Genomic DNA, 15185 nt, shown 5'->3' on the forward strand with positions numbered 1-15185 from the left:
GTCCACAGCCCCGCGCTGGTCCGGGGTCCCCGTGTCCCGGGGTCCCCGCGTGCCGGTCCCGGTCACCCGGATCCCGGCGTCCCGCGTCCTGGGGTTCCCGTGCCCCGTGCCCCCGCCACCGCGTTCCCGTGTCCCGCGGCCCCCGTGCCCCAGGGCCCGGGGCACGGGTTCCGTGTGCCGGTTCGGGGTCCCGGGTTTCTGCCCCGTGGGCCGGTCTGGTTGGCAGGAGGTTCCCCGTGTGTTCGGGGTGCACGGGGACCTCAGGGGGTGGTCAGTCGCCGGACTTCCACGTGGCGATCAGCTTGTCGTAGTCGAGGGTCTCCGGCTTGCCGCGTTCGTCGGCCAGCTTGGGCGCGGGTGCCCCCGGCTGGTCGAGCCACGTCTGGGCGGGCTGCTCAGGGTTGAGCTTGGGGGCGCAGGCGCCGCCGTAGCCGCGCCGTTCCAGCCGGGACAGGATGTCGTCCTGCTGCTTGGCCAGGTTGTCCATGGACTGCTGGGCGGTCGTCTCGCCGGTCACCGCGGTGGCCACGTTCTGCCACCACAGCTGGGCGAGCTTGGGGTAGTCGGGGACGTTGGTGCCGGTCGGGGTCCACTGGACGCGCGCGGGTGAACGGTAGAACTCGATGAGCCCGCCGTACTTGGGGGCGTTCTCGGTGAAGTAGGCGCTGCGGATGTCGGAGTCGCGGATGAAGGTCAGGCCGGTGATGGACTTCTTCAGCGACACCGTCTTGGAGGTGACGAACTGGGCGTACAGCCAGGCGGCGGCGCGCCGTTCAGCGGGAGTGTTCTTGAGCAGGGTCCAGGATCCGGCGTCCTGGTAGCCGAGCTTGTTGCCGTCCTTCCAGTACGCGCCGTGCGGGCTGGGGGCGATGCGCCACTTGGGGGTGCCGTCGGCGTTCACGACGGGCAGGCCCTGCTTGGTCATGTCGGCGGTGAAGGAGGTGTACCAGAAGATCTGCTGGGCGATGTTGCCCTGCGCGGGCACGGGGCCGGACTCGCTGAAGTTCATACCTGCGGCTTCCTTGGGCGCGAAGCGCTTGAGCCAGTCCACGTACTTGGTGAGCGCGTAGACGGAGGCGGGGCCGTTGGTGTCGCCGCCGCGGGTGACGGAGGAGCCGACGGGGCGGCAGTTCTCGACGCGGATGCCCCAGTCGTCGACGGGCAGGCCGTTCGGGATGCCGGGGTCGCCGTTGCCGGCCATGGACAGCCAGGCGTCGGTGAAGCGCCAGCCGAGCGAGGGGTCCTTGCGGCCGTAGTCCATGTGCCCGAAGACCTTCTTGCCGGCGATCTGCCCGTTCCCATTGACCTTGTTCGTGAAAAAGTCGGCTATATCCTCATAAGCCGCCCAATTCACTGGTACGCCCAGGTCATAGCCGTACGCCGCCTTGAACTGCTTCTTGATCTCCGGATCGGTGAACCAGTCGTACCGGAACCAGTACAGGTTCGCGAACTGCTGGTCGGGTAGCTGGTACACCTTCTTGTCCGGCCCGGTGGTGAAGCTGATCCCGATGAAGTCCTTGAGGTCGAGCGTCGGCGAGGTGACGTTCTTGCCCTCCCCGGCCATGTAGTCCGACAGCGGCACCACGTAGTCGCCGCGGGCGTGCGTCCCGATGAGGTCGGAGTCGTTGACGTAGGCGTCGTAGATGTTCTGGTTGCCCTGGATCTGGGTCTGCAGCTTCTCGACGACGTCGCCCTCCTGGATCAGGTCGTGCTTGATCCTGATCCCGGTGATCTCGGTGAAGGCCTTGGCGAGCTGCCGCGACTCGTACTCGTGCGTGGTGATCGTCTCCGACACCACGTTGATCTCCATCCCACGGTACGGCGCCGCCGCCTTCAAGAACCATTCCATCTCCGCCAGCTGCTGATCCTTGGCCAGCGTCGACGGCGTGAACTCGGTGTCCACCCACCTCTTGGCGGCCGCCCTGCCGTTCTCCTCACGGAAGTCGCTCGACGGCTTGCTCCCGCTGGAGCACCCCGCCAGCAACAGGGCGAGTACGCCCAGCCCGGCCGCGTGCCTCTTGAGTGTGTGCGACATGTCCGACTCCTCTCGCGAGCAAGGGGGCGCAGGTCAACCCCATATCCCGATCACGGCCACGACGACGAGCGCGCACCCGAGCGCGAGCCACATCGACAGGTCCGTGACGGCGATCCACCCGGCGAGCACCACCGCCGCGCTGATCAGTCCGATGTAGAGCCGGTCGCCCCTGTCGGTCTCGATGCGCAGGAAGCCGCGCCGGGCGAGCGGCGGCGACAGGCGCGCCCAGACGGCCATGGCGACCAGCAGCAGGGCCAGTCCGGCGAAGACCAGTGCGGTGGGCGCGGTCCAGACCATCCACTCCAGCACCTGTCACACCCTTCCCAGCGCGAAGCCCTTGGCGATGTAGTTGCGGACGAACCAGATGACGATCGCGCCCGGGATGATCGTCAGCACGCCCGCGGCGGCCAGCAGCCCCCAGTCGATCCCGGCGGCGCTGACGGTGCGGGTCATGGTGGCGGCGATCGGCTTGGCGTTGACCGAGGTGATCGTCCGGGCGATCAGCAGTTCGACCCAGCTGAACATGAAGCAGAAGAACGCGGTCACGCCGATGGCCGAGCGGATCATCGGCAGGAAGATCCGGAAGAAGAAGCGGGGCAGCGAGTAGCCGTCGATGGCCGCGGTCTCGTCGATCTCGCGCGGGATCCCGGACATGAAGCCTTCCAGGATCCACACGGCCAGCGGCACGTTGAACAGCATGTGCGCGATGGCCACCCCGAGATGCGTGTCGAACAACCCCACGCTCTGATAAATCTGGAAAAAGGGGAGAAGGAAGACCGCCGGCGGCGCCATCCGGTTCGTCAGCAGCCAGAAGAACAGGTGCTTGTCCCCTGCGAAGCGGAACCGCGAGAACGCGTACGCCGCCGGCAGCGCCACGATCAGCGAGAACACCGTGTTCAGCGAGGTGTAGACGATCGAGTTGAGATAGCTGGAGTACCACGCGGAGTCCGTGAAGAACGTGACGTAGTTCTCCAGCGTCACGTTCTGCGGAAGCAGCGAGAAGCTCCCGAGGATCTCGTCGTTCGGCCGGATCGACATGCCGAACATCCACAGCAGCGGCAGCATGAGCGTCGCCACGTACAGCCAGAACACGGTCCGCGCCCAGGGCAGCCGTCTCATCTCCCGCTCCTCGTCAGCACGGTGAAGAACACGTAGCAGGCGATCTGCACGATGAGGAAGTAGAGGAGCGAGAACGCCCCCGCGGGCCCCAGGTCGAACTGCCCCACCGCGATCTTCGACAGCAGGATGCTGAGGAAGGAGGTGGCGTTGCCCGGCCCGCCCCCGGTCACCACGAACGGCTCGGTGTAGATCATGAAGCTGTCCATGAACCGCAGCAGGATCGCGATCGTCAGCACCCCGCGCAGCCGCGGCAGCTGCACGTGCCGGAACGTCGCCCAGGCCGAGGCCCCGTCGATCTGCGCCGCCTGGAAGTAGGGGTCGGGGATCGAGCGCAGCCCCGCGTACGCCAGCAGTGCCACCAGCGGCGTCCAGTGCCACACGTCCATGGCCAGCACGGTGACCCACGCGTCGGTGGAGTCGAGCGTGTAGTTGAAGTTGATCCCGAGCACGTTGTTGACGACCCAGCCGCCGAGCCCGATGTCGCCGCGGGCGAAGATCTGCCAGATCGTGCCGACGACGTTCCACGGGATCAGCAGCGGCAGCGCCACCACGACCAGGGCCACCGACACCCACGCCCCGCGCCGCGGCATGCACACCGCGAGCAGCACGCCGAGCGGGATCTCGATGACCAGCACCTGCGCCGAGAACATCAGCGTGCGCAGAAAGGCCGCCCGCACCTCGGGATCGCGGGTGACCGACCTGAACCAGTCCAGCCCCACGAAGATGCGGTCGGTCGGCGTGAAGACGTCCTGCACCGAGAAGTTGACCACCGTCATCAGCGGGATGACCGCGGTGAAGGCCACCGACACCACGACCGGCAGCACCAGCCACCACGCGCGGTTGTTCTTGGGCTTGACGTCCCTGGGAGCCTGCTCTTCCTCGGGTACGGCCGGCGCGACGACCTCACCGGCCACCTGGCTGCCGGCGACCTTGGCCGGAACGTCGCCGGCCGTCATGCGCCGCTCCCTTCGAGTGCCGCGAGGGTGCCGCACCTGATCTGGTCGCGGAACAGGTAGGCCCGCTCGAAGTGCAGGTGCTCGGCGGCGCCGTGCTCGCCGGGATCGGTCTTGGCGACCAGGTCGCCGCCGTCGGCCCGTGCGTGCACGAGGTGGTAGGAGCCCATCCGATCCACGCCGGTGACGCCGGCCCGCAGGCCGGGGGAGCGGGGGAACGGGCTGATCCTGACGAACTCGGGTCGTACGCCGAGCCGTACCGGACCGTCGGGAAGGGCGCCGTCGTCGCCCACGGCGCGCCCGACGAGGGAGGCCCCCACGCGCACGATGCCGCGCTCGACGGCGGCGTCGAGCACGTTCATGCCGGGCGAGCCGATGAAGTGGCCGACGAACTCGTGCGCGGGGGACAGGAACAGCTCGGCGGGCTCGCCGCTCTGTACGATCGCGCCGTCCTTGAGCACGACCACCTCGTCGGCGAAGGTCAGCGCCTCGGTCTGGTCGTGGGTGACGTAGATGAGCGTGTGGCCGGTGTCGCGGTGGATCTCCTTGAGCTTGCTGCGCAGGGTCCACTTCAGCGCGGGGTCGATGACGGTGAGCGGTTCGTCCAGCAGGACGGCGGCCACCTCGGGCCGCACGAGGCCGCGGCCGAGGCTGACGATCTGCTGGCGGCCGGGGTCGAGGCGGCGCGAGCGGCGGCGAAGGTGGTCCTCCAGGCCGAGTAATTGGGCGACCTTGCGTACGCGCTGGTCGACCTCGGCCTTCGGGTACTTGCGGTTGCGCAGCGGGAAGGCGAGGTTGTCGTAGACCGACATCTCCTCATACAGCACCGGGAACTGGAAGACCTGCGCGATGTTGCGGGCCACGGGCGGCAGGCCGGTGACGTCGCGGCCGCCCAGCAGCACCCGGCCCTGGGAGGGGGTGATCAGGCCGGAGATGATGTTGAGCAGCGTGGTCTTGCCGCAGCCGCTCGGGCCGAGCAGCGCGTACGCGCGGCCGTCGGACCAGGTCCAGGTCATGGGGTTGAGCGCGTGGGTGCGGCCGCCGTCGTAGCTGTGGCCGACGCCCTCCAGCGTGATGTCAGCCATGCAGGTCGACCTCCGTGGCGGTGTCGGCCACCAGTTCCCCCGTTCCGGAGAAGATCAGGATGTGCGCGGGATCCACGTAGGCCACCGCGGGCTCGCCGGGCGTGAACAGCTGGGTACCCGGCAGTTGCGCCACCAGGTGGCGTCGCCCGGCCAGCAGCAGGTGCAGGAACGTCGTGCTCCCGGTGACCTCGGCCAGGCGGATCTCGGCGGGGAACTCGACCTGGCCGGGCCGGGTGCGCTCGATCGTCACCTGGTGCGGGCGGATCCCCAGCACCAGGTCCTCGCCGGAGAAGTGTGTCCCGGGCGTGGACAGCGGGACGCCCAGGCACTCCAGGCGGCCCTCGTTCACCACGCCGGGCAGCAGGTTGAGCGGCGGATCGGAGAGGGTGGCCGCCACCGCCAGGGACGGCGGCCGGTCGTACATGCGCGCCACGTCGCCCACGTGCTGGACGCGGCCCTCGCCCAGCACCACCGTCGGGGCCGCGAACATCAGCGCCTCGGCCGGATCGGAGGTGGAGTACACCACGATGCCCGGCGAGTCCTTGAACATCGCCTTCAGGTCGGCGCGTAACTGCTCGCGGAGTTTGTAGTCGAGGTTGGCCAGCGGCTCGTCCAGCAGGAGCACGTCGACCGGGCGGGCCAGCGCGCGGGCGATGGCGGTGCGCTGCTGCTGGCCGCCCGACAGCTCGGCCGGGCGCCGCTCCAGCAGGTCGGCGATGCCCATGAGCTCGGCCACGTCGCGCACCCGGCCGTCCACGTCCTTGCGGGGGAATCCGGCGGCCAGGCGTAAGGGGGAGGCGATGTTCTCGTAGACGGTCAGCGACGGGTAGTTGATGAACCGCTGGTAGACGAAGGCCACGGAGCGTTTGCGCACCGGGACCGAGGTGACGTCCTCGCCGTTGACGACCACGCGGCCGTCGGCCGGGGTGTGCAACCCCGCGATCACCCGCATCAGGGTGGTCTTGCCTGCCGCCAGCGGCCCGATGAGGGTCGTCATGCCGCTGGAGAGTTCTAGGTTGATGTCGTCGAGCCAGACTTCACCGCGTTGCCGTACGCGGACGCCATCGAGTCTCAGCGCCACATTTCCTCCGGCGGTAGGTCGTGGCTGTCCTGAACCAACGTGCTCTTCCATCTAACATCGCCATCAACTCTGCGCAAACAGCACATGTGATTCAGGAAAGAAGTCCTAGTTCGTAACCCACCGCCAGTGCCTCGGCCCGATTTCGGACATCCAGCTTGCTGAACAGGCGTGACTGAATGTTCTCCACGGTCTTGGTGGTGATGGCCAAAGCCTGGGCCGTCTGCCGTACCGAATGGCCCGTCGCTATGGACCGCAGGATCTGCAGCTCGCGGTCGGTGAGCGCCGAGCGCGCCGCCGCGCGCCTGCTCATCTCCGGGTGTACGGCCCGGCCCAGCTCACTGATCGGCACCACCGCGTCCGGCGCCGGAGATGTGATGACCTGGCCGAACGCGGTCTCGGTGACCACGACCACGCGGGCGCCGAGCGCGTGCATGTGGTGCCAGGCGCCGGACTCGTCGATGATCACGGCCACCAGCGGGCGGCGGAGCATGAGCGTGTCGTCCTCGTGCGTCCAGCGGTCGCCGGCCACGAAGACCGGCAGGTGCTGCCGGATCAGGTTCTCCACGACGGCGTCCCGGCAGCTTCCCGGCCCGCCGAAGACGACCGCCAGCGGAACCGTGGCCGGCCGGGCCCCGGACCGGAACAGCAGGCCGAGCCGGGCGGCCAGCGAGACCAGGTTCACCCGGCTGTGCACCTCGGTCTTGGCGAAGATGCGGCGCATGTGGTTCTCGACGGTGGCCGGGGCGATGCCGAGCATCCTGGCCGCCTCCTGCACGCTGTGTCCCGAGGCGGCCAGCGCGAGGACGTCCAGGTCGCGCCGGGTCAGGACCGGCGGGTGGGCGGGGCGGGCGCGTGGTTCGAACGGGCAGCGCCGTACCGCTTCGAGGAGGGCGGCCAGCCCGCGCGAGTAGGGCACCAGCGTCAGTCCCGCGCCCACCGCCCGCACCACGTCGCGCACGTCCATGCTCGCGTAGGTGAGCACGAGGCCGCGGCCGTGTAATCCCGGGATCTTGGCCATCACCTCCTCGAAGTCGTCCGCGACGTCGATCACTGCGACGTCGACGTCGCGGATGCGGCAGAGTCGTTCCAGGTCGGAGAGGTATTGGGTGAGCCCGGACATGCTCAGGCCGGGCTGCCCGGTGAGGGCGGTGGCGAGCGCTTCGCGGAGCAACCGGTTGGCGGAGTGCGCGGCCACGTGGATGGCCATACGCAGAATGTACTCAAAAGAAGCTTTCTTGTCTGTAAACAGCTCTTACCGGAAGTTGTCAGGGTGTCACTGTCCCCGGCTGGCCGGATCGAGCCTGGCGAACCGCAGCAGATCGACCATGGTGAACGTCCCCGGGCTGCGGCTCGGCAGCGTCGGCCGCCAGCCCGGACTGGCCGCGAGGTAGGAGCCGGGGTCCTTCTGCAGCAGGCCGACGAAGACCTCGCCGATCAGCCGGGCGCCGACTCCGGCCAGCTGGATGCCGTCGCCGAGGTCCTGGCCCTCCTTGAGCACGTAGTACCAGAGCGGCGCGTTCGTGCCGAAGCCGAACGGGCCGAGCTCGGAGGTGTCGACGTGCGGGACGCCCATCGTCGTGGCCAGGCGCTGACCGGACGGCAGCGACCAGGTGAGATGCCGCAGCAGGTTGCGGGTGGCCAGCGAGATCGGCGGGTCGCCGCTCGGGATGGAGCGCAGCGGCAGCTGGAAGAGCGGGGTGGAGAGCTGGGTGTCCATGCGCTTGTTCGGGCGTACCTGGCCGTCGCCGAAGTTGAAGAACGTCTGCCAGCCGATGAAGCGCCGCCCGGCCCGCGCGCCGCCCCGCAGGTCCACCGGGTCGGCCTGGCCCTCGGCCACCGGGTCGAAGATGAAGCCGAAGAACGGCTGGCCGCCGTCGCCGGCCAGGTTGGCCCGGTAGGACGGGCGGATCATGCTGTGGCCGAAGCGGTAGGCGATCTGGAACTCCACCGGGATCGACGGCGCGCCGGGCGGCCGGTAGAACTGGCGGCCGAAGCGCAGGATGTGGTCCACGAGCGGCCGGCCGACGATCTGCGGCAGGAACTCGTTCAGGATGATCCACTGGTAGTGCCACAGCACCGTACGGCGGGCCGTCTCGAACAGGGCGTTCTCCGGTGTGCCCTGGGCGCGCAGGCGCTCGGCGACCTTGTTGTGGAAGACGAGAAACGCCGCGTGCAGGCCCGAGATCATCAGGTTCTCGTCGTTGCGCGGGTCGCCGATGATCGCCTGCTGGTCCGGCCGCCTCGGCACGTCCTCGAACAGGCCGCCGCTCTCCACGCGCATCGTGATCCGGTCGGCGTTGAAGAGGTGCGGGCTGGCGGTGGGGCCACCGCCGTACACCGTGTCGAGGTCGAAGGCGGGGGTGCGCAGGTTCGGCGAGGACTCCGGCTGGGTCGGCACGCCCAGCGGCGAGGCGTTGTCGAAGGTCATGTCGTGGTCGAGGAACTGGCCGAAGAACGTGACGCCGGCGGTGTGGAAGGGGTTGTCGCGGTTGTTCGGGCTGAGCTCCGGGTTGGTGATCAGCCGGATCGGGCCCTCGTGCAGCGGGTCCTTGGCGTCCAGGATGCCGCCCAGCTTGCCCATCTCGGTCAGCGCCGCCCGTACCTGGGGCGTCGCCTGGGCGAACGGGGGCAGGTTGAACACCCGGCCGAAGTTGTTGACCAGCGTGCCCTCCTGCTCGGCGCGTGCTGAGGCGGCGATGGCGGCGTCCAGGTCGAGCGCGGCGATGGCCGCGCTCGCCCCGAAACCGCCGAGGAAGGTCCGCCGGGTGACGGCGGACGGGTCCGTGATGGGTGGGGGTAACCATCCTCGACGCATCTTGCTTCCTCCTCTGTACGGGGGGTTCGACGGGAAGCGTCGTCGCGTCGGGAGTGTGAGCTTGGCCGGAAGAGCGGCGCAATGACCCCAGGGGCCACCGGGTTTCCCAAGGGCTTCCCGCCCTCCCAGGGGGTACGCGGGGCCCTGGGGGTGCTCGGCCCTCCCAAGGGGTCTGTGCGCATGACTGGTCGATCCGGATTTGTGGAGTTATGTTCGGTCTCCCCGGATCTCCCCGCAGAGGAGTGGCATGAGATCACGTCTGCTCGCCGTACTCGCCACGCTCACCCTGGTCTTAGCCGGAGGCCTCCACCAGGCCACCGGCGCGACCGCGCTCGCCCCGCCCGACATCCCCCTCGCCAACGTCAAGGCACACCTGACGCAGTTCCAGAGCATCGCCACCAGCAACGGCGGCAACCGCGCCCACGGCCGCCCCGGCTACCTGGCCTCCGCCAACTACGTCAAGGGCCGCCTGGACGCCGCCGGATTCACCACCACGCTGCAGTCGTTCACCTACAACGGCGCCACCGGCTACAACGTCCTCGCCGACTGGCCCGGCGGCGACCCCAACGACATCCTCATGGTCGGCGCCCACCTCGACAGCGTCAGCGCGGGACCCGGCATCAACGACAACGGCTCCGGCAGCGCCGCCATCCTGGAGACCGCGCTGGAGGTCTCCCGGCAAGGGCTGCAGCCGAACAAGCACCTGCGCTTCGCCTGGTGGGGCGCCGAGGAGCTGGGGCTGCGCGGATCGCAGTACTACGTGACGAACCTGGCCGCCACGGAACGGGCCAAGATCAAGGCGTACCTGAACTTCGACATGGTCGGCTCGCCCAACGCCGGCTACTTCGTCTACGACGGCGACAACTCCGACGGCGTCGGCTCCGGCCCCGGCCCCGCCGGGTCGGCCGCTCTCGAGCGCACGCTGCAGGACTACTTCACCTCCGTCGGCGTCCAGACGCGGGGCACCGACTTCGACGGCCGCTCCGACTACGGGCCCTTCATCGCACGCGGCATCGCCGCCGGCGGCACCTTCACCGGAGCCGAGGGCATCAAGTCGAGCGCCCAGGCGCAACTGTGGGGCGGCACCGCCGGGCAGGCCTTCGACGTCTGCTACCACCGCGCCTGCGACACGACCTCGAACATCAACGACACCGCGCTCAACCGCAACGCCGACGCCGTGGCCTACGCCGTGTGGACCATCGCCACCGCCGTACCTCCCGTCGTGGTCTGGGAGGACACCTTCGAGACCGACAAGGGCTGGACCCGCCTGACCGGCAGCGCCACCACCGGCCTGTGGGAGCGCGGCGACCCCGAGGCCACGACCTCCAGCGGCGCCAAGCAGCTCGGCACCACCGTCAGCGGCGTCAACGACCTGGTCACCGGCCGCCTCGCCGGCGCCGCGGCGGGCGACCACGACATCGACGGCGGCGCCACCTCCATCCAGTCACCCGCGGTGACGCTGCCCAGCGGGACGGTGAAGCTGTCCTTCGCCTGGTACCTGGCCCACGGCAGCAACGCCGGCAGCGCCGACTACCTGCGGATCAGGGTCGTCGGCACGACGAGCGGCACGGTCTTCGAACAACTCGCCGCCGCCACGGACCGCGACGGAGCCTGGACCACCTCGACGGTGGACATCTCATCCTTCGCCGGCCAGAGCGTCCGCATCGTGGTCGAAGCCGCCGACGCCGCCACCGCCAGCCTCGTGGAGGCCGGAGTGGACGACGTCAAGATCATCCGCTAGCCGGTACGGCGCCGCCCCACCGCTCCGGGGGCGGCGCCGGGACCTTGCACCGCGGGCATACGATGTTGCCCATGGCGCAAGACGATGGCGAGCTGGACGGTCTCGTACGCAAACGGATCCGCGCCCTGCGCGTGGCGCAGGGCTGGTCGCTGGAGGAACTGGCCACCCGCGCCAATGTCAGCCAGTCCACGCTCTCGCGCATCGAGACCGGACAGCGCCGCCTCGCCCTGGACCAGCTGGTCACCCTCGCCCGCGCCCTGGACACGTCCCTGGACCAGCTGGTGGAGACCGCCTCCGACGACGTCGTCACCAGCCCGATGATCGACGGGGCCCACGGGCTGATGCGCTGGCCGGTCAAGGGCGACCCGGGCATGAGCGTCGTACGCCAGCGCATGACCGACCCGCCGCCGGACAACCCCGCGCGGATGCGCGCGCACCCCGGCCGCGAATGGCTCGTCGTGCTGTCGGGCACCGCGATCCTCATGCTGGGCCACCGCCGCTTCCGGGTCGAGACCAACCAGGCGGCGGAGTTCCCGACCATGCTCCCGCACGCGATCGGCGCCGAGGGCGGTCCCTGCGAGATCCTGGGCATCTTCGACCGCGACGCCCGCCGCGGCCACCAGCGCGACCGCGGCGACTCCTCTGCTTAGGACCGCGCGCCGCTGTTGCTCGCCGAGCAGCCGAACCGCCCATCGTCTTGCCTTCTACGCAACACGTGATGCTCTCCGCGCAAGCCGCTCGTAGGTTGGGTGGCCACGGCCCGCGTTTCGCGGCCGGAGAAGGAGGGAGCCACTCATGACCGATTCCCATCAGCAGGCGCCGCCGGACAGCCCCGAGGCGCTCGCCGGGTACGAAGCCTGGCGCGAGGGACGCTGGGAGGAGGTCGCCGGCCCGAACGGCAAGGCCAAGGTCGTCGCCAACGGCAAAGTGACCGATCACGAAACCCACACCATCCCCGGCATCCCCGGCACGTGGTCCACCAGCGCGACCGGCGCCCTGACCGTGACGGCGAGCGCCCGCGACGGCGTGCGGGTGGGCGGCGAAACCGTCGACGGAACCGCGGAGGTGGCGCCCGGCGGTTCGCTGGAGTTCTCCGGCGGACGCGTCGGCTTCGCCGGGGGCGGCGGCGGATCCTACGGCCTGGTCGTCATGGACCACCAGGCCGTCGAACGCTCCGGCCTCACCGGAATCGACACCTACCCCTATGACCCGGCCTGGGTCTTCGGCGGCGCGTACCGCGAGGCACCCGAGGGCCGCCGCATCGAGGTGGGACGGCTGACGTCGCCGCGCAGCACCGAGGCCATCCGGGCCCCCGTCGACCTCGCCGTGACCATCAACGGCACCGAACACGTGCTGGCCGTCCTCGAAGACATGCCCGGCCAGCGCCTGGTCGTGTTCACCGACGCGACGAACGCCGACACCACACCCGAGATCGGCCGCTGGCTGGACCTGCCGCTCCTGGAACCGGGCAGCGAACTCACCGTCGACTTCAACAGGGCGACGCTCTCCCACCACCACCTGCAGCCGTCCGTCTTCGTCTGCCCCCTGTCACCTCCCGGCAACCACCTGCCGATGCGCGTCGAAGCGGGCGAACGCGCCCTGGTCTACGACAAGTCCGGCCGGAACCGACCCACCGCACGCACGGAAAGCGAGACATCACCATGAGCCAGGACCTCAAGGACAAGGCCATCACCTACCTGCGCAGCCTGGAGAAGGCCGACTGGGACACCGCCCGCGCCCTGTGCGCGCGGACGGCCACCGTCTGGCACAACGACGGCAAGGGCGAGTCGGGCATCGAGGAGAACATCGAGGGGATGAAGGGGCAGATCCACACCATCGAGTCGATGCGCTACGACATCACCCGCCAGCTCTCCCAGCCCGGAGAAGTCCTTCAGCAGCACGTCGTGCACGTGGCCGCCAAGAACGGCGTACGCGGCGAGGTACACGCCGCGGTGTACTTCCGCTTCGACGACCAGGGGCTGATCACCCGCATCGAGGAGTACGCGAACTTCATCCCCGCCGACTGAGACGCCCCCCAGCGCTCACCCCCGCCGACTGAGACGGCCCGGCTCTCACCACGCGCCGTCCGGCCTCACATCCGGGCCTTCAGCACGTCCACCTCGCAGCCCGGCGAGGACGGGTCGAAACCGTGCTCGATCAGCCAGCGGATCGCCCGCAGGCTCCGCAACGACCACCACCCGCGGATCACGTCGAGGTCGACGTCGGTGCCGTAGCCGGCGAGGAGGTCACCGAGACGCTCCTCGTGTCCGAGCGTCAAGCTGGCCAGGTCGTACAGGGCGTCGCCCTGGCTCGCCTCGGACCAGTCGAGCACGCCGGTGACCTCGTCACCCTCGACGAACACGTGGGTGATCTGCAGGTCGCCGTGCGCGAACACCGGCGTCCACGGCCGGAGCGCGGCCTCGGCGACCTGGCGGTTGCGGGTGACCAGGTCGGTGGGAAGGACACCGTTCGCGACGAGCCACTCGCACTCGCCGTCGAGGTGCGCGGCGATCTCATCGAGGCTCCGGCCGGGCCACGGCGGCAGCGGCGCCTCGTGCAGCTTCCGTACGGCGGCGCCCGCCGCGGCCCACGCCGCCGGTGACGCGGCCGACGGCTCGCCGAGGCGGCCGAGCGCGGCGCCGGGGAGGGCGGCGAGCGCGAGCACGGGCGGCCTGCGCCACAGGACCTCCGGAGTCGGGACCGGCGCCATGGCCATCGCCTGGATCTCGACCTCGGTGCGCGTCTGATCAGCGTCGATCTTCAGGAACACTTCACCGACGCGCAGGGTCGCGCGCTCGCTATGGGCGACAACGACCTCGACCTCTTCCACGTCGACCTCTTCCACGTCGGCCATTGTCGCGGGGATGACCAAGAATGTCGCCAGAATTTCCCGCACGCCCGCGCCTGCGACCGCACGGCTGTGCGGCCGTCCGCCGCGCACGATCAAGGCACCCGAGGTTTGTAAGGGAACCTTCGACCAGAGATAGGCGCTGACCGGACAAGGTGGGAGCTTCCGCTCGACCGTGGGGACAGCCTCGCCCCCGCCCCCGAAGGGTGCGGAAGGCAAGACTGTGCTGGTGGACGATACTGGGATTGAACCAGTGACCTCTTCCGTGTCAGGGAAGCGCTCTCCCGCTGAGCTAATCGTCCGGGTATTCAACTAGAGGTGGAGACGGGATTTGAACCCGTGTGGACGGCTTTGCAGGCCGCTGCCTCGCCTCTCGGCCACTCCACCGAGCGAGGCCCCAACTTGCGGCCTCTCCGAGCGGAAGACGGGATTCGAACCCGCGACCCTCACCTTGGCAAGGTGATGCTCTACCACTGAGCCACTTCCGCGTCCGCCGCTGCTCGCGGCGACACAGCAACTCTAGCGGGTTTTTGGAGTGGATGCTCACTTGCGCAGCTGACGGGCCACGCTGCGTTCGGTCGCCGGGAGGCTGAGGAAGATCTCCAGGATGCGGGTGAGGCGGTGGACCTCGATCCGGTGGAAGGCCGGGCCGTCGGCTCTGGCCAGCATCAGCGTGAGGGCCAGCGGCGGGAGCGGGGCGTGGATGAGGTGCAGGCCGGTTTCCAGGGTGGTCGCCACGGGTCGGGGCGGGTTCTCGGGCGGGAGGATGATCTCCTGGGGGGCGCGCCAGCTGGAGTAGACGGTCGCCTCGGAGGTGGCCGCGGCGGCCCAGTCGGCGCTGAACAGCACCGGCAGCGAGTCGATGAGCGTGGTCAGCGCGCGCTCGCCGGCGGTGGTGATGTACTTGAGGATCTCCAGCTCGGGGTAGGTGCCGGCGGCTTCGCGGGTGGCCCAGATCGCCTCGACGCGTACACCCTGGACGGTCAGCAAGCCCTTGGCCAGCGTCTCCTTGGGGGTGCCGTCCGGGCAGAAGACGGTGATGTCGTCCACGGCCCGCCCGCCGCCGCGCTCCAGGACGGTCAGCTGCGTGATGTCGGCTCCGGCCACGCCCAGCACCCGGGTGACCTGACCGAGCGAACCCGGCCGGTCGGGCAGCGTGAGCCGTAGTCGAAGCAGCATCGGTCGCCTCCCCATCGATCGCAGCTCACAGCGTATCGGCGATGGTCGTTCAGGGTGCTGTCATCACGAATCTGCGCGACTTTCTGGTACGGCACGCACCTCCGGATACCGGCCATTCCCCCACGAGATGAACCGCCACGCCCCCTGGGAACGTCGTGGTGCGTGAAGGCGGTGGTGAGGAGTGAGGATGACCCCCAGAGGCGCACTGGCCGCGCTGGCCCTGCTCACGGCAGCCTGCGGCGCGAGCCCCACGACGGGCGCGGGTCCAGCGACGGGCGCAGGACCCCCCCCCCCCGCAGGACCGGGCCCCTCGGGGTGGGGGGCGTAGC

Annotated in this window: 14 protein-coding genes and 3 tRNA genes; 4 read left to right on the forward strand and 13 right to left on the reverse strand. The window is 69.6% G+C overall.

Going from position 1 to position 15185, the window contains the following annotated elements; genetic code table 11:
* Positions 1–271 precede the first annotated feature (271 nt).
* The 8 genes from ACFWY5_RS50890 to ACFWY5_RS50925 all read right to left on the reverse strand — a co-directional run bounded on the left by ACFWY5_RS50890 (position 272) and on the right by ACFWY5_RS50925 (position 9088).
* Complete coding sequence (locus ACFWY5_RS50890) at positions 272–2035, reverse strand: ABC transporter substrate-binding protein (protein ID WP_379623668.1); 1764 nt, start codon at positions 2033–2035, stop codon at positions 272–274.
* Between the two features lie 33 nt (positions 2036–2068).
* The gene (locus tag ACFWY5_RS50895; RefSeq protein ID WP_221340468.1) at positions 2069–2344 is read right to left on the reverse strand and encodes a DUF2160 domain-containing protein; all 276 of its coding nucleotides are present in this window, start codon (positions 2342–2344) and stop codon (positions 2069–2071) included.
* Between the two features lie 3 nt (positions 2345–2347).
* On the reverse strand, positions 2348–3100 hold the full coding sequence (locus ACFWY5_RS50900; protein WP_379623746.1) for a carbohydrate ABC transporter permease: 753 nt from the start codon (positions 3098–3100) through the stop codon (positions 2348–2350).
* Positions 3101–3150: 50 nt separating this feature from the next.
* Entirely contained in the window at positions 3151–4110 is a 960-nt protein-coding gene (locus tag ACFWY5_RS50905; protein WP_379623665.1) for a carbohydrate ABC transporter permease, read from the reverse strand.
* Complete coding sequence (locus ACFWY5_RS50910; RefSeq protein ID WP_379623663.1) at positions 4107–5192, reverse strand: ABC transporter ATP-binding protein; 1086 nt, start codon at positions 5190–5192, stop codon at positions 4107–4109. Before ACFWY5_RS50910 ends, ACFWY5_RS50905 begins: the two co-directional genes overlap by 4 nt.
* On the reverse strand, positions 5185–6273 hold the full coding sequence (locus ACFWY5_RS50915) for an ABC transporter ATP-binding protein (RefSeq protein WP_379623661.1): 1089 nt from the start codon (positions 6271–6273) through the stop codon (positions 5185–5187). The genes ACFWY5_RS50910 and ACFWY5_RS50915 overlap by 8 nt, the downstream gene beginning before the upstream one ends.
* Before the next feature lie 91 nt (positions 6274–6364).
* Positions 6365–7480, reverse strand: a complete 1116-nt coding sequence (locus ACFWY5_RS50920) for a response regulator transcription factor (protein ID WP_379623659.1) — start codon at positions 7478–7480, stop codon at positions 6365–6367.
* A gap of 66 nt (positions 7481–7546) precedes the next feature.
* Positions 7547–9088, reverse strand: a complete 1542-nt coding sequence (locus ACFWY5_RS50925) for a heme peroxidase family protein (protein ID WP_379639325.1) — start codon at positions 9086–9088, stop codon at positions 7547–7549.
* 247 nt (positions 9089–9335) lie between these two features.
* On the opposite strand from ACFWY5_RS50925, the gene ACFWY5_RS50930 reads away from it, so the two are divergent.
* From ACFWY5_RS50930 to ACFWY5_RS50945, 4 genes are all read left to right on the forward strand, one after another.
* Entirely contained in the window at positions 9336–10829 is a 1494-nt protein-coding gene (locus tag ACFWY5_RS50930; RefSeq protein WP_379623655.1) for a M20/M25/M40 family metallo-hydrolase, read from the forward strand.
* A 71-nt stretch (positions 10830–10900) separates the two neighbouring features.
* Positions 10901–11479 (forward strand): helix-turn-helix domain-containing protein, encoded by a 579-nt coding sequence (locus ACFWY5_RS50935; RefSeq protein WP_379623653.1) that lies wholly within the window; start codon positions 10901–10903, stop codon positions 11477–11479.
* A 145-nt stretch (positions 11480–11624) separates the two neighbouring features.
* Positions 11625–12494, forward strand: a complete 870-nt coding sequence (locus ACFWY5_RS50940; RefSeq protein ID WP_379623651.1) for a DUF1684 domain-containing protein — start codon at positions 11625–11627, stop codon at positions 12492–12494.
* The gene (locus tag ACFWY5_RS50945) at positions 12491–12856 is read left to right on the forward strand and encodes a nuclear transport factor 2 family protein (RefSeq protein ID WP_379623649.1); all 366 of its coding nucleotides are present in this window, start codon (positions 12491–12493) and stop codon (positions 12854–12856) included. Before ACFWY5_RS50940 ends, ACFWY5_RS50945 begins: the two co-directional genes overlap by 4 nt.
* A gap of 65 nt (positions 12857–12921) precedes the next feature.
* Here ACFWY5_RS50945 and ACFWY5_RS50950 read toward each other — a convergent pair whose 3' ends face one another.
* From ACFWY5_RS50950 to ACFWY5_RS50970, 5 genes are all read right to left on the reverse strand, one after another.
* Positions 12922–13674 carry a phosphotransferase family protein gene (locus tag ACFWY5_RS50950; RefSeq protein ID WP_379623647.1) on the reverse strand — a complete coding sequence of 251 codons (753 nt, stop codon included), beginning with the start codon at positions 13672–13674 and terminating at the stop codon, positions 12922–12924.
* Positions 13675–13904: 230 nt separating this feature from the next.
* A tRNA-Val gene (locus ACFWY5_RS50955) sits at positions 13905–13979 on the reverse strand.
* Positions 13980–13993: 14 nt separating this feature from the next.
* Positions 13994–14064, reverse strand: a tRNA-Cys gene (locus tag ACFWY5_RS50960).
* Positions 14065–14093: 29 nt separating this feature from the next.
* A tRNA-Gly gene (locus ACFWY5_RS50965) sits at positions 14094–14165 on the reverse strand.
* Between the two features lie 55 nt (positions 14166–14220).
* Positions 14221–14856 carry an amino acid-binding protein gene (locus ACFWY5_RS50970; RefSeq protein ID WP_379623645.1) on the reverse strand — a complete coding sequence of 212 codons (636 nt, stop codon included), beginning with the start codon at positions 14854–14856 and terminating at the stop codon, positions 14221–14223.
* Positions 14857–15185: the final 329 nt, after the last annotated feature.

The organism is Nonomuraea sp. NPDC059007 (assembly GCF_042740555.1).
Lineage (GTDB): Bacteria > Actinomycetota > Actinomycetes > Streptosporangiales > Streptosporangiaceae > Nonomuraea.